The 14859-nt window shown below is 63.7% G+C and carries 15 protein-coding genes; 13 read left to right on the top strand and 2 right to left on the bottom strand.

Features of this window, described 5'->3' with window-relative positions:
- From odhB to lpdA, 4 genes are all read left to right on the top strand, one after another.
- Positions 1-1083 (top strand): 2-oxoglutarate dehydrogenase complex dihydrolipoyllysine-residue succinyltransferase (odhB, locus tag E5W70_RS18645; protein ID WP_292660623.1); only part of this gene is annotated, 1083 nt, incomplete at its 5' end.
- 24 nt (positions 1084-1107) lie between these two features.
- Positions 1108-1635: a hypothetical protein gene (locus tag E5W70_RS18640; protein WP_292660621.1), complete on the top strand. Its 528-nt coding sequence runs from the start codon at positions 1108-1110 to the stop codon at positions 1633-1635.
- A complete protein-coding gene (locus tag E5W70_RS18635; RefSeq protein WP_292660618.1) occupies positions 1632-2387 on the top strand; it encodes an SDR family oxidoreductase in 756 nt (251 codons plus the stop codon). The genes E5W70_RS18640 and E5W70_RS18635 overlap by 4 nt, the downstream gene beginning before the upstream one ends.
- An 18-nt stretch (positions 2388-2405) precedes the next feature.
- Positions 2406-3812: a dihydrolipoyl dehydrogenase gene (gene lpdA / locus E5W70_RS18630; RefSeq protein ID WP_292660615.1), complete on the top strand. Its 1407-nt coding sequence runs from the start codon at positions 2406-2408 to the stop codon at positions 3810-3812.
- 868 nt (positions 3813-4680) lie between these two features.
- On the opposite strand, the gene E5W70_RS18625 is transcribed toward lpdA, so the two are convergent.
- On the bottom strand, positions 4681-5460 hold the full coding sequence (locus E5W70_RS18625) for a FadR/GntR family transcriptional regulator (protein WP_292660613.1): 780 nt from the start codon (positions 5458-5460) through the stop codon (positions 4681-4683).
- Positions 5461-5604: 144 nt separating this feature from the next.
- A complete protein-coding gene (locus E5W70_RS18620; RefSeq protein WP_292660610.1) occupies positions 5605-6594 on the bottom strand; it encodes a sugar-binding protein in 990 nt (329 codons plus the stop codon).
- 427 nt (positions 6595-7021) lie between these two features.
- Between E5W70_RS18620 and E5W70_RS18615 the strand changes: the two genes are divergently transcribed.
- From E5W70_RS18615 to E5W70_RS18575, 9 genes are all read left to right on the top strand, one after another.
- The gene (locus E5W70_RS18615; protein WP_366509718.1) at positions 7022-7762 is read left to right on the top strand and encodes an ATP-binding cassette domain-containing protein; all 741 of its coding nucleotides are present in this window, start codon (positions 7022-7024) and stop codon (positions 7760-7762) included.
- Between the two features lie 34 nt (positions 7763-7796).
- Positions 7797-8795 carry an ABC transporter permease gene (locus tag E5W70_RS18610; RefSeq protein WP_292660607.1) on the top strand — a complete coding sequence of 333 codons (999 nt, stop codon included), beginning with the start codon at positions 7797-7799 and terminating at the stop codon, positions 8793-8795.
- A 317-nt stretch (positions 8796-9112) separates the two neighbouring features.
- A complete protein-coding gene (locus tag E5W70_RS18605; protein ID WP_292660605.1) occupies positions 9113-9940 on the top strand; it encodes an AraC family transcriptional regulator in 828 nt (275 codons plus the stop codon).
- Between the two features lie 107 nt (positions 9941-10047).
- On the top strand, positions 10048-10500 hold the full coding sequence (locus E5W70_RS18600) for an SRPBCC family protein (RefSeq protein WP_292660603.1): 453 nt from the start codon (positions 10048-10050) through the stop codon (positions 10498-10500).
- Positions 10501-10521: 21 nt separating this feature from the next.
- The gene (locus E5W70_RS18595) at positions 10522-11316 is read left to right on the top strand and encodes an FAD binding domain-containing protein (RefSeq protein WP_292660600.1); all 795 of its coding nucleotides are present in this window, start codon (positions 10522-10524) and stop codon (positions 11314-11316) included.
- A 33-nt stretch (positions 11317-11349) separates the two neighbouring features.
- Positions 11350-11832, top strand: coding sequence for a (2Fe-2S)-binding protein (locus E5W70_RS18590; protein WP_292660597.1), 483 nt, complete (start codon positions 11350-11352; stop codon positions 11830-11832).
- Positions 11833-11846: 14 nt separating this feature from the next.
- The gene (locus tag E5W70_RS18585; protein ID WP_292660595.1) at positions 11847-13214 is read left to right on the top strand and encodes a xanthine dehydrogenase family protein molybdopterin-binding subunit; all 1368 of its coding nucleotides are present in this window, start codon (positions 11847-11849) and stop codon (positions 13212-13214) included.
- A 1-nt stretch (position 13215) separates the two neighbouring features.
- Positions 13216-14220, top strand: a complete 1005-nt coding sequence (locus E5W70_RS18580; RefSeq protein WP_292660592.1) for a molybdopterin cofactor-binding domain-containing protein — start codon at positions 13216-13218, stop codon at positions 14218-14220.
- A gap of 9 nt (positions 14221-14229) precedes the next feature.
- The coding region (locus tag E5W70_RS18575) for a MoxR family ATPase (RefSeq protein ID WP_292660589.1) at positions 14230-14859 on the top strand (630 nt) is incomplete at its 3' end.

Below are 14859 nucleotides of genomic sequence, written 5' to 3'. Positions count from 1 at the left end.
GGCACGATTTCGGCAGGCGCCGGCGCAGCAGCCGATGCTGCCGCCGCTCCGGCAACGAAGCAGGATGCGGTGTCGCAGGCCTCGGCTCCGACGGCGGCCTCGAGCGTCAAGCAGGCCGCGGCCGAGACGGCCAAGATCGCCGGCGACGCCGGCGCGATCGAGACACGTACCATGCCGCCGGCGCCGTCGGCAGCAAAGCTGTTGGCCGAGCACAATCTCGCGGTCGACCAGGTGTCGGGCTCGGGCAAGCGCGGCCAGGTGCTGAAAGGCGACGTGCTCGACCTGATCGCCAGGGGCGCGCCGTCGCAGCCGGCAGAAATGCCGAAGGCCGCCCCTGTACCGGCACCCGTTGCCGCGCGTGCACCATCCTCGGCCGACGATGCATCGCGCGAGGAGCGCGTGCGCATGACCAAGCTGCGCCAGACCATCGCGCGCCGCCTCAAGGAAGCGCAATCGACCGCCGCCATGCTGACCACCTTCAACGAGGTCGACATGAGCGCGGTGATGGCGCTGAGGAGCAAATACAAGGACGTGTTCGAGAAGAAGCACGGCGTGAAGCTAGGCTTCATGGGCTTCTTCACCAAGGCGGTCACCCATGCGCTGAAGGAGATCCCGTCGGTCAATGCCGAGATCGACGGCACCGACATCATCTTCAAGAACTACGCCCATATCGGCGTTGCCGTCGGTACAGAGAAAGGTCTCGTCGTGCCGGTTGTGCGCAATGCCGACCAGATGTCCATCGCCGAAATCGAGAAGGAAATCGGCAGGCTGGGGCTAGCGGCGCGCGACGGCAAGCTGTCGGTTGCGGATATGCAAGGCGGCACGTTCACGATTTCCAACGGTGGCGTTTACGGGTCGCTGATGTCGACGCCGATCCTCAATGCGCCGCAGTCGGGCATTTTGGGCATGCACAAGATCCAGGAGCGGCCGATGGTGGTCGGCGGCCAGATCGTCATCCGACCGATGATGTATCTGGCGCTGTCCTACGACCACCGCATCGTCGACGGCAAGGAAGCGGTGACGTTCCTGGTGCGGGTCAAGGAAAGCCTGGAGGATCCTGAGCGGCTGGTGCTCGACCTCTAGGGGGCGGCTCACGTGAGCCGGAGCATGGATCTGCGCCGCCGGATGAATTCCCCTCGTTTCCGGTCCAGTTTGTTCGTCACGATCTGCGCACTCGGCGTGCAGACGGTCTCCGCCGCCTCCGCCGCCTGCCCGCTCGAGCTCGCCGTCTATGGCGATCCTGAGAACGCCGCCGAGATCGATTTCAGGCCGACCATGGAATCGGCTGCCGTCACCAACACCTTCAAGATGGTGCTCGACAAGGGCGTCGTGCTCGACGGCATCGTCATGTGGACCGAGGGCGTGGCGCGGCCGCATGGCTCGCTGATGTACAAATGCCCGACCGGCGACGTCACCGGCGACGAGCTCGCCGCCTGCACCGTGTGGGAGGGCGTCATCTACAGCGCCGACGACCAGGGCAATATCGCGCTGCTGCCGGGCGAAGGAAAGGATGCGCCGAAGAAGCTGATCCTTCCCGACTTGGGAGCGTCGTTGCAGATGTCGGCGGCCTATGGCGCCAACGGCTTTTCCAAGGTGCCCTGGGACGTCTTTGCCCTGAAGGGATGTCAGGAATGAGCGCAAGCGGAAAAATCCTGCTGGTGACCGGTGGCAGCCGCGGCATCGGCGCCGCTACATGCAGGCTTGCCGCCAAGGGCGGCTATCGCATTGCGGTCAATTACGCGTCGAATGCAAAAGCAGCCGAAACGGTGGTCGCCGACATCGAGGCCGCTGGCGGAGAAGCCTTCGCAGTCAAGGCCGATGTCGGCAGCGAGACCGACGTGTTGGCCATGTTCGAGGCTGTCGATGCCCGTTTCGGTCGTCTCGACGCGCTCGTCAACAATGCCGGCGTGGTCGACGAGAGCGCGCGCGTCGACGAGCTGAGCGCTGCAAGGCTGGAGCGCATGATGCGCATCAATGTGATAGCGCCGATGCTTTGCGCCCGCGAGGCGGTGAAGCGCATGTCGACCAGGCATGGCGGCAAGGGCGGCGCGATCGTCAATGTTTCTTCGATCGCGGCAAGGCTTGGCGGGCCGGGTCAATATGTCGATTACGCCGCCTCGAAGGGCGCGCTCGATTCCTTCACCATCGGGCTTGCCCGCGAAGTGGCCGGCGAAGGCATTCGTGTCAACGCTGTCAGCCCGGGCATCATCGACACCGAAATTCATGCCTCCGGCGGGCAGCCTGACCGCGCCGAGAGAATGCGCAAGGTGGTGCCCATGCAGCGCGTCGGCACCGCCGAGGAAGTCGCAGCCGCAATTCTCTGGCTGCTGTCGGACGAGGCGTCCTACACAACAGGCGCCAATCTGGAAATCGGCGGCGGCCGCTAAAGAAAAAGGGACAGTATCATGGCCTATGATGTCGTTATCATCGGATCGGGACCAGGCGGCTATGTCTGCGCCATCAAGGCGGCGCAGCTCGGTCTGAAGACGGCGGTGGTCGAAAAGAACCCGACCTTCGGCGGTACCTGCCTCAACATCGGCTGCATCCCGTCAAAGGCGCTGCTGCACGCGTCCGAGATGTTTGCCGAGGCCGGCCATTCCTTCGACGCGCTCGGTGTCGAGATCGGCGCGCCCAAGCTCAACCTTGGGAAGATGATGGCACACAAGGATGCGACGGTGACGGCCAACGTCAATGGCGTCGCCTTCCTGTTCAAGAAGAACAAGATCGACAGCTTTCGTGGCACCGGCAAGGTAGTTGCGGCCGGCAAGGTGTCGGTGACCTCCGATGACGGCAAGGTCGAGGAGATCGAGACCAAGAACATCGTCATCGCCACCGGCTCCGACGTCACCGGCATTCCCGGCGTCAAGGTCGATTTCGACGAGAAGGTGATCATCTCGTCGACCGGCGCGCTGTCGCTGGACAAGGTGCCGGGCCATCTGGTGGTGGTCGGCGGCGGTGTCATCGGTCTGGAGCTCGGCTCGGTATGGGCGCGGCTCGGCGCCAAGGTCACCGTGGTCGAGTTCCTCGACACCATCCTGGGCGGCATGGATGGCGAGGTCTCCAAGCAGTTCCAGCGCCTGCTGTCGAAGCAGGGCTTTGAGTTCAGGCTGGGCGCCAAGGTGACCGGCGTCGCCAAGGCCAAGAAGGGGGCGACGGTCACCTTCGAGCCGGTCAAAGGCGGAGCGGCCGAGACGATCGAGGCGGACGCGGTGCTGATTGCGACGGGACGACGGGCCTATTCGGACACTCTCGGGCTGAAGGAGGCCGGCGTCGACGTCGATGAGCGCGGCCGGGTCAAGACCGACGGCCATCTCAGAACCAACGTGCCCGGCATCTACGCCATCGGCGATGTCATCGCCGGGCCGATGCTTGCCCACAAGGCCGAGGACGAGGGCGTGGCGGTGGCCGAAACCATCGCCGGCCAGGCCGGTCATGTGAACTATGAAGTGATTCCGAGCGTCGTCTACACCACGCCGGAAATCGCCTCGGTCGGCAAGACCGAAGAAGAATTGAAGAAGGCCGGCATCGACTACAAGGCCGGAAAATTCCCGTTCAGCGCCAACGGCCGGGCGCGCGCCATGCTGCACACCGACGGCTTCGTGAAAATCCTGGCCGACAAGGCCAGCGACCGTGTGCTCGGCGTCCACATCGTCGGCTTCGGGGCCGGCGAGATGATCCACGAGGCGGCCGTGCTGATGGAATTTGGCGGCTCGTCGGAAGACCTGGCCCGCACCTGTCACGCCCATCCGACAATGTCGGAAGCGGTAAAGGAGGCGGCATTGGCGACGTTCTTCAAGCCGATCCATATCTGAGCAAACGCGGAGAATCGCAAACCTTGGAGATTGGCTGAAACATCCGCGCTTCGTCATCCCAGGGCGGAGCAGGAGCGAAGCGACGTCGCGGAGACCCTGGGATCCATGCCGTGACATCCGCCGAAGAATGCAGCGGCTCAGAGCGGCGCTTGCATCCGCCATTGCGCTCGTTGCCCTTCCACCATGACCGCGAGCCAGAAGCTGCTGAAGCGCTGGCTCCGCCATGGGAGACCGAATTGATCGAGACGACCGGTCCCAGAGTGCTTCGAGCTTTTTCGTAGGACTGGGGTGGCAGCGTTTGGTTCTGGTCCGCTGGAGCACTGCCGCAAGGTAACGGCACGGATCCCAGGGTCTGCGCCGCGTCGCTTCGCTCCTTGCTCCGCCCAGGGATGACGAAGGGAGGATTTCAGCTAATCTCCTAAATTTGCGATTTGCCACTGACAGGAATGATCGACCTTCGTTGCCGGTTGACCCGACTTACGCGCAATTGGCCGAGAAACGATCGAATTAGCGCCGAGACCGGCCGATAACGTCATCTGTATTCGCGAGAAGTCTGTGCACCGCAGCACGCACAACTTCCGATCGGAAGACGCCAGAAATAAAAAACCCGCCTCGGTGGGCGGGTCGTTGGAGCCAATTAGCACCATACCGAAATTAGTAGCATAGCTGCCGGCACAAAGCAAGAACAAAATACGCTGCAACGGCAAAAAGTCACCGCCGCGAGCTTGCGCTCAAACATGCCGCAGCAGGGCGCCGTCGGCGAAGCTGCCGATCTCCCCCCTTGCGGGGGAGATCGGATGACGCTTCTGCTTTCGCCAATCACTAACATAAAGCAGGGCCTAGGCTGGCGTCAGCCTCGGTGCCTAAATCACCGTCGCGACCGCCCGATAACGTCGTCGGTGTTGGCGAGAAGCCTGTGCACCGCGGCGCGGGCCGCAGCGGGCCGCTGCAGGCGGATGTTCTTCTCGATCGCCTCATGCAGCCTCTGCGCATGCTGCTGGTCGCTGGTTTCGCGCGTGACGAAGACAAACAGGTGATCGAGCGCCGATTCGATCAGCACGCCGAGCGGCACCAGCAGGTCGTTGCCCGAGGCGCGCAGGATTGCGAGGTGGAACCGCGTGTCGGCGCGCGTCCGCTCCTGCAGGTTGGTCGCCTCGCCCATCTCGCGGCAGGCCTGGCTGATCTCGGCCATCTGCTCGTCGGTGCGCCGCAGGGCGGCGAAGGCGCTGGCCTCCGGCTCGATGATGTGGCGGAATTCCTGCACCGTCCTGAGGAACACCTCGCGGTCCGGCGAGGTCGCGTACCAGGCCAGCACGTCGCGATCGAGCAGGTTCCAGCGCTCCTTCGGCTCGACCCAGCTGCCGATCTTCGGGCGTGACGCAAGCAGGCTCTTGGCCATCAGCATCTTGATCGCTTCGCGCACCGCCGAGCGGCTGACGTCGAAGGTCTCCGACCATTTGGCTTCATTGGGCAGGATGGTTCCCGGCGGATAATCGCCGCGCACGATCCTCAGCCCGATTTCGTTCGCCAGCGACGCATGCACGCTCGAGCCGGGAAAGTGTGCGGCGTCGGCACGCCGAACGCCAGCCGGCCGCTCAGCCTCGGCCTTGAATTTGGCGGGTCGCTTTTTTGATGTCGCGTCCGGCATTCGTATTCCCCGGCAGCTGCCTGTCGAAAGCCTGAACTCAGGGCACGACAAAGCAGCGGCCTACGCTCCAAAGCAGCGTCGCCTCGTGCGTTTGTATGGACGATGCGTAACGGGGCGCCCGACGGGCGCCCCGAAATTGCCGACCTACTTCTGGATGCAGGTGTCGACGGTGTCCTTGGTGCATTCGTCGAGGCCGGTGAACACCGGATCGGCGACCGGCTTGCCGTCGACCAGGTCGATCATCACCGAGGGCGCCTTGTAGCCCATCTCGAACGGCCGCTGGCCAACCAGTGCGGTCACCAGTCCGTCACGAGCAATCGCCACCTCGTCGCCGATGGTGTCGGCGGCGCCGATGACGAAGGCGTTGCTGGCGATCTTGTCGGCCATCGGCTTGAACAGGTCGCGGTAGGGCTGCGGAGCGCCGAACAGCGGCCAGCCACCCATGATGCCGAAGGCGTCGAGATCGGGATTGGCCGCGAGGATGTCGGTCATCGCCTGCACGCCCTTGGCGCCGTCGTCATTGGTGAACACCGGGCAGCCGGCAACTTCCGTCCAGCCGCCTTCGCCCGCCAGCGCCGCGAGGCCGTCCTTGCCCGAAAGCGCGTCACGCATACCCTGCGCGCGGCGCAGGATGTTGTCGGCGGCCGGATTGCCTTCGATGGTGCAGATCTTGCCGCCATTCGGCTTGGCCTTCTTGATGTATTCGCCGATCTTGTGACCCATCAGGTAATTATCGGTACCGAGATAGGTCTTGCGCAGTGCGGCGTCTTCCTTGCTGAGGTCGGCGTCGAGGGTCATGATCGGGATCGACGGATTGGCGCTTTTGATCGTCTGCGCGATCAATGGCGCGTTCGATGGCGAAATTGCCATCGCCACCGTATCGGGCTTGCTCAGCATGTCCTGGACGATCTGGGCTTCACCGGCCTCATCCGAGGTCGATGCCGGTCCGGTGTAGAAGCACTCATATTCCGCGCTGGCGTTTTCCTTGTTCCATTTCTCGCAACCCTGGTGGATGGCCTCGAAGAATGGATTGTCGAGACCCTTCACCACGATGACGAGCTGTTTCTTGGCCATGGCCGGCCCGGCACCCAACGCCATGACGGCGGCGGCAGCGAGCAATAGTGATTTCCTCATGTCAGTCCTCCCTTTTGAAACAAACGGACACCGCGTGCCCGCCACACACAGACCGACCCGGAGCAAGATGACAGAGGACGTCGCACTCGTGTCGCCAAGCCAGGTCGATAAGCATTTTCATCTTCAGTCTCAGACCGGCACCGACAGATATCGCTGGCTGCCAAATCCTTGACCGACAAACCCTCACCGATTCCTTCCGGCAACCCGGGGGATCGGCGCAAGCTCCTCCGACACTTAGCTAATATCGCCTTGTCACCGACGTCAATGCTATTTGTCCTACAAAACTGATTTTTCGAAAGAAGCCGTGGTTGACGCCAAGGTGGCTTATGCGTAAATGGGCAAAATCGCTGCCTCCGGGAGGAACTGGGGAGAGCGAAAGGCCGCGGCAGAACCGCAGGCCGCAAAGCAAGGGGAGGCAAGAAGGCTGGTGGCGGTTCTCGAACTCACCAACATCTCGAAGCATTTTGGCGCCATCCAGGCCGTCAACGACGTTTCGTTGTCGATCGACGCCGGACAGGTTGTCGGCCTGATGGGCGACAACGGCGCCGGCAAGTCGACGCTGGTCAAGATGATCGCCGGCAATTTCCCACCGAGCCATGGCACGATGCAGATGGACGGCAAGGAGCTGATCCTGCACAAGCCGGTCGAGGCGCGCCAGCACGGCATCGAAATCGTCCATCAGGACCTGGCGCTATGCAACAATCTGACGGCCGCCGCCAACGTCTATCTCGGCCGTGAATTGCGCCGCGGCCTCGGGCCGCTTCGCATCCTCGACTATGCCGCCATGTACAAGCGTGCCGGCCAGATCTTCGCCGAGCTGAAATCCGAAACGCGCCCGCGCGACCTGGTCAAACAAATGTCGGGCGGCCAGCGGCAAGCCGTGGCGATCGCCCGTACCATGCTTTCGCAGGCCAAGATCGTGCTGATGGACGAGCCGACCGCGGCGATCTCGGTGCGCCAGGTCGCCGAGGTGCTGAACCTGATCCGCCATTTGCGCGACCAGGGCATCGCCGTCGTGCTGATCAGCCACCGCATGCCCGACGTCTTTGACGTTGCCGACCGCGTCATCGTCATGCGGCGCGGCCGCAAGGTCGCCGACAAGACGATCGCATCGAGTTCGCCGGAAGAAGTCACCGGGCTCATCACCGGCGCCATCGAACAGGTATGATTGACGCCTCAACCATGAGTAAAAAAGGTCGATAATGGCAGTCACCCTTGATCAGACGATCGCGCACAAGCAGCACACCTTGCTGAGCAAGGTGTTTGCCAGCCAGACCTTCTGGGTGGTGATCGCGGTCATCCTCGCCTGCCTGTTCCTGTCGGTGGCCACGGATTCCTTCGCCACGACCAAGAACCTTTACAACATCACCCGCAACGTCACCTTCGTTGCCATCGTCGCGCTCGGCATGACCTTCGTCATCATCACCGGCGGTATCGACCTGTCGGTCGGCTCCGTGCTTTGCCTGTGCTCGATGGTGCTGGCCGTGACCATGCATGCCGGCTACGGCATCGAGATCGGCATTGGCGCTGCGATCGCGACAGCGCTGATCATCGGCGCCTTCAACGGTGTCTTGATCGCCTATCTCGGCTTTCCGCCCTTCGTGGTGACGCTCGGCATGCTGTCGATTGCGCGCAGCCTTGCCATGGTCGCCTCCAACAACACCGTCGTCTTCCAGTTCGGGCCCGACCACGACAAGCTGCTGGCGCTCGGCGGCGGCGCCTGGGTGTTCGGCATCGCCAATCCGGTGCTCTACATGATCGTGCTGGCGATGATCACCGGCTTCGTGCTGCGCTGGACGAAATTCGGCCGGCACATCTTCGCCATCGGCGGCAACGAGCATGCGGCGACGCTGACCGGCGTTCCGGTGCGCCAGATCAAGGTTGTCGTCTACATGATCTCGGCATTGGCGGCGGGCCTTGCCGGCATCATCCAGACCGGCTGGCTGGGCGCGGTCACCACCAATCTCGGCAACGGCATGGAGCTTCAGGTGATCGCCGCCACCGTCATCGGTGGCGCCAACCTGGCCGGCGGCATGGGCACAGCCTTCGGCGCGGTCGTTGGCGCGGCGCTGATCGAGGTGATCCGCAACAGCCTCGGCCTGCTCGGCATCAATGCCTTCTGGCAAGGCGTGTTCATCGGCGGCGCCATCCTGCTCGCCGTGCTGTTCGACCGCATCCGCAATTTCAGGCGCAACGACTGACGTTCAAGCCCCAACGTCACCTTCTCCCCTTGTGGGAGAAGGTGTCGCCGAAGGCGACGGATGAGCGGTGCTCCAGCTTGGCATCGCCTCATTTCTTCCAACACCCCTCAACCGTCTCAGCGCTAGCGCGCCGATCCACCTTCTCCCACAGGGGGGAGAAGGGGACGCGCTCCTATCGCCGAGTCTGAAAATCCGCCGCTGCGGCGCATGGCCGGCGCCCGGACGCTCACATCCCGTCTTGACGCAAGCCCAGACTGAGCCGCACAATCGCTCGCAGCAGGCGAAGGGAGGCCAGTCGCCTGCGGGAGGATATACCCATGACGGAAGCGATCAGGCTCTACTGGGGCCGGTTCGGACATGTTTCTGTCCTGAACGTCGCCAGCGACTTCGTCACCCATGCCCATGTCGAGGCGCATATCATCATCTGGCTGGAAGGCACGGCCGGCGAGATGACCATCGGCCGCGAGACGGTGCGGCTTGGACCGGGCACCGCCGCCGGCATCAATTCCTTCCAGCCGCACAGCCACGCTCTGTCCCGCGACGGCACGCCCGGCCTGTTCCTCGCCTTCTACATCGATCCGGACTGGGCTCGAAAACGCCGCGAACTGCCTTCCGCCGCGCCGCTGTTCTCGAGCCCGGCAATCACGCTCGAGCCCTGGCTGCACAAGGCAGCGGCCAACCTCCTCGACCATCTCAGCGACAATGAGAGCATCGACGACATCGCCAATTACGAGATCGAGCGCTTCATCGACAGCGTGCTCGACGCCGCCGACGCGTCCGCACCGCAGACGGTGCGCGCCCGCGTCAACACCATGCAGGACTTCCGCGTCCGCAAGGCGATCCAGCTGATGAAAGCCAATGTCTGCGAGCGTATCTGCTTCGACGACGTGGCGCGCAGCGTCGGCCTGTCGCGGCCGCATTTCTTCGCGCTGTTCAAGGAACAGACCAATCTGACGCCCAACGTCTATTGGAACACGCTGCGCATGGAGGAAGCGGTGCGGCAATTGCAGTGGTCGCAGGAGCCGCTGATCTCGGTCGCCTGCAATCTCGGCTTCACCACGCAAGGCAATTTCTCGCGCTTCTTCCGCGACCATGTCGGCGTCCCGCCGACGCTTTACCGTGAGGCGGCGCGGGCAATCAGCTGAGCGCCCGTTTTTCAGACTATTTGATAGGCGTTCAAGACGCATTGATAAGCGCTGCCGAACCTGCCGCCCTACCCTCCCAAGCAGCTGATTTGCAAGGGAACGATCATATGGCGAAAGTCACCATCTCCAGCGTCATCGACGCACCGGTCGAAAAGGTCTGGGCGCGCATACGCGACTTCAACGGCCTGCCGAGCTGGCATCCGCGCATGGTCGAGAGTCATATCGAGGACGGCAAGGACGCCGGCACGATCGGCTGCGTGCGCAATTTCCAGCTCGCCAGCGGCGCCCGCCTGCGCGAAAAGCTGCTCGATTTCTCCGACGAGAATTTCCTCGTCAGCTACTCCATCCTGGAGACGCCGCAACCACTTAGCAACCACAAGGCGACGTTGCAGTTGCGGCGGGTGACCGACGGCGACCGCACCTATGCCGAATGGACCGCCAGCTTCGATGCGCCTCCGGAGGAAGCCGACAAGCTGGCCGAAGGCATGGGCGCCAACGTCTTCCAGGGCGGTTTCAACGCCCTGAAGGCGCATTTCGCCGGCAAGGTTGAGCTGAATTGAGCTGACAAACAGGAGCGTTCCATGGCGCTTGCACTGCACACTTTCCCGACGGTGAAGGACGCCGGCGCGGCGCTGAAGGCCGGCGGCACCCGCTATATCGGTGGCGGCACGCTGGTCGTGCGCGCCGTCAATGAAGGCGACGTGTCGATCTCCGGCTTCGTCAGGTCGGCCGACCCGGCGCTGTCGGTCATCCGCATTTCCGGCGGCACGGTCCGCATTGGCGCTTCGGTGACCATGGCAGCAATCGCCCGCCATGCGGATCTCGCCCCCCTGGCCCACGCCGCGCGCGCCGTCGGCGGCCCGGCGATCCGCAACATGGCGAGCGTCGGCGGCAATCTCTTCGCGCCCACGCCTTACGGCGATTTCACCGTTGCGCTGCTGGCCTTGGACGCAACCGTCAGCACCGATGACGGCGAGCTGCCGATCGAAACTTTCCTGGCAAAACGCGAAAGCAACCACGCCATCGTCACTGCGGTCGGCTTCACGCTTCCGAAGGAAGGCGGCTTTCGCTTCCTGAAAGTGTCGAGGGTCAAGCCAAAGGGCGTCTCGGTGCTGAGCATCGCCACCGTGCTGGAACAGGCGCCGGACGGCACCGTGTCGTCAGCGCGGATCGCGCTCGGCTGCATGGCCGACCGGCCGATCCGTGCCAGCGCAGCAGAGAAAGCCTTGATTGGCCGGAAACTCACCGCAGACGGCATCGCACCGGCACTGGCTGTTGCCCGCGACGGCACTTCGCCGCCAACCGATCCGATCGCCAGCGCCTGGTATCGCAACGAAGTCCTGCCGGTCCATCTCGGCCGGCTGCTGCTCGCCTGAAAAGCCCTGGCCGCGGCGCAAGGAGTAAAAAAGATGGCAAAGGTCCCGGTTCAGTTCACGCTCAATGGTGCGGAGAAAGCCGAGTTCATCGACAGCGGCACGACGCTGCTTCATGCGCTGCGCGACAAGATCGGCGACACCTCGCCGAAGGGCGGCTGCCATCAAGGCACCTGCGGCGCCTGCTCGGTCATTATCGATGGCGAACTCCGGCTCTCCTGCCTGACGCTGGCAGAGGCCTGCAATGGTGCCACTATCATCACAACGTCAGGCCTTTCGGAACGCGGCGTGCTGCATCCGCTGCAACGCGCTTTCCTCGACGCCTTCGCGACCCAATGCGGTTTCTGCACGCCGGGCATGATCATGGCCGCCAAGGTGCTGCTCGATCACACGCCGAACCCCAGCCGCGAGGACGTGGTCGAGGCGCTGTCGGGCAATATCTGCCGCTGCACCGGCTACGAACCGATCATCCAGGCGGTGCTGACCGCCGCGCGCTCCAATTCGCAGAATGCGGCTTGAGGGGAGTTAAAAAGATGGAACTCCGCAAGAGCTATTTCGCCGACCAGCGCAAGGACGATCTGCACGAGATCGGCCAACCACGGCCGCGTTCGGATTCACCCGGCCATGTCACCGGCAAGACCACCTATTTCGCCGACCGCAATTTTCCCGGCATGCTGCATTTGAAGATGGTGCGCAGCCCGCACCATCACGCCCGCATCCGCAGCATCGATACGTCCGAGGCGGAAAAGCACCCAGGCGTCGTCAAGGTGCTGACCGCCAAGGATGTGCCGCACAATGTCTACACCATCCTGATCCTGATCCAGATCGGGCCGGAGGACGAGACGGTGCTGGCCGACGGCAAGGTGCGCTGGAAGGGCGAGGCCGTGGTGGCGGTGCTGGCCGAGACCGAGCGCGCCGCGCAGGAGGCCGCCGCCAAGGTCAAGGTCGATTACGAGGTGCTGCCAGCCGTCTTCGACATGGACGAAGCGCTGAAGCCCGGCGCGCCGATCGTCAACGAATATCACGGCCGGAACTATTATCTCTACGATAGCGGCGAATGCCGCAAGGTGCGCTTCGGCGATGTCGAGGCAGGCTTTGCCGAGGCCGACCACGTGCTCGAACAGGCCTACCAGTCTTCACCGATCGAGCATGCGCCGACGGAGACGACAGGCTGCATCGTCGCGCCGGAGGGTAACGACCGCTTCACCTGCTACACCAACACGCAGGCGATGTTCTTCACCCTCGACAACGCCTCGATCATTCTGCAGATGCCCGGCAACAAGCTGCATTTTGTCGGCGGCACTGTCGGCGGCGGCTTTGGCGGAAAGGTCGACGTGATCGTCGAGCCGATCGCCATCCTCGGCGCCAAACTAACCGGACGACCGGTTTGTTTTATCTACAGCCGCGAGGAAGAGATGCAGATTTCCTCGCCGCGTGCCGCCGAGACGGTCGTCATCAAGGACGGCGTCATGAACGACGGCCGCATCGTGGCGCGGAAAGTGACCGGCCACACCGATGCCGGCGCCTATTCGCGCCATTCGCCCTACGGCGCGCAGAAGGGCGCCGGGCATTATCCCGGTCCTTACACGATCCCGAATGTCTGGATCGACACCTACTGCGTCTACACCAATCGCACCCCGTCCTCGGCAATGCGCGGCTTCGGCGTCACCATCGGCGATTTCGCGCTGGAGGTGCAGATGGACAAGCTCGCCCGGCTGATCGGCATGGACCCGCTCGAATTCCGCTTCCTCAACGCCTACCGCGACGGGGACATGAAGGCACATCGCCAGCCGACCGAGGGAGCAGCGCTGATCGAATGCATGCAGGAAGCCTCACGCGCCGCCAACTGGCCGGTGGCGGAACAATTCATGGCGATTTCGTCTTACGCGAAGGGAGCTTGAAATGGCGATCAGGCGCGGACGCGGCGTCGCCGCGATCAACTATCCGACCGGCATGAATCTCGGCGGCGACCCGACCCAGGCTTTGGTGCATTCGACGCCGACCGGCAATTTCATGGTCACGCTGTCGAGTGTCGATCTGGGCCAGGGCATGAAGCAGATCATGGCGCAGATCTGCGCCGAGACGATCGGCGTGCCGACCGACCGTGTCGTCGTCGACACCGCCGACACCGACACCGGTCCGCACTGCATGGGCACCTTCGCCTCGCGTGGCACGCACCGCGCCGGCAATGCGGTCATCCAGGCGGCCAGGGAAGCCCGCCAGGTGATGCTGGAAGTGGCGGCCGAGGAGCTGGAGGTAAACGCCTCGGACCTCGAGACCGATGGCCAGGGCAACATCCTGGTCAAGGGCGCGCCGCAAAGGTCGATCTCGATCTTCGATGTCGCGCTGTCAGCGCATTTCAAGCGCGGGCGTTCGATTTCCGGCCGCGGCATGTTCTTGATCCCCCGCTCCTATCCGGAGAAAGAAACCGGCGCGATGAAGCCCTCGACCTGCTACGCGCACGCCTGCACGGTGGCCGAGGTCGAGGTCGATGACGAGACCGGCGAAGTTACCGTGCTGGCGGTGACGAACGTGTTTGAGATCGGCCGCGCGCTGAACCCGAAAATGGTCGAGCAGCAGTTGGTCGGCGGCTCGTGGATGGGCATCAGCCATGCGCTCTACGAAACGACCGAGCCCTACTATCCCAACCGCGACCATGGCGGCACCGACTTCAACCAGTATCTGATGCCGGGTCCGGGTGATCTCGCGCGAACCGAGATCATCGTGCTGGAACGGCCCTCGGCGGACGGGCCGTACGGCGCCAAGGGGCCGGGCGAAATGTGCGCCAACCCGCAGATCCCGGCGATCGCCAATGCCGTCTTCGACGCCGTTGGTGTGCGCATCGACACGCTGCCGATCACGCCGGAGCGCATCCTGCGGGCGCTGAAAGCGCAAGCCCCGAACTGAGTGCTGGAAATGCCCAAGAGACGTGCCGAGACAGTCGCGACCTCGCCGGAGGCGGTGGCGTCACGCCTCGCCGCATCCCGCTATCTCGCCGATGAAAGCCTGGCCACCGCAATCTTCCTGGCGATCAGGCTGGGTAAGCCGCTGCTGCTCGAAGGCGCGCCCGGCGTCGGCAAGACGGAAGCGGCGAAGGCGATTGCCGAACTGCTCCGGCGCGACCTGGTGCGGCTGCAATGCTACGAGGGCATCGACGCAGCACATGCGCTCTACGAATGGAACTATCAGCGCCAGCTGCTCGCCATCCGCCATGCCGGCGAGCACGAGGTCGACATCTATGACGACCGCTTTCTCATCGCGCGGCCGCTGCTGCAGGTGCTTAAGGCACCGGAAAAACGCGTGCTGCTGGTCGACGAGATCGACCGTTCCGACCATGAATTCGAAGCGTTGCTCTTGGAATTCCTGTCCGATTTCCAGATCAGCATTCCCGAGCGCGGCACCATCCGCGCCAAAGCGCAGCCGATCGTCATCCTGACCTCGAACCGGACCCGTGAGCTTGCCGAAGCGCTGCGGCGGCGCTGCGTCTACCACTGGATCACCTATCCCGACGCCGGGCGCGAGGCCGAGATAATCATGCTGCGCGCC

The sequence above is a fragment of the Mesorhizobium sp. genome (genome assembly GCF_005063415.1).
In the GTDB taxonomy this organism is placed as follows: domain Bacteria; phylum Pseudomonadota; class Alphaproteobacteria; order Rhizobiales; family Rhizobiaceae; genus Mesorhizobium.
The sequence above is the reverse complement of the archived record's forward strand: the minus strand, read 5'-3'. Positions and strand labels throughout refer to the sequence as shown.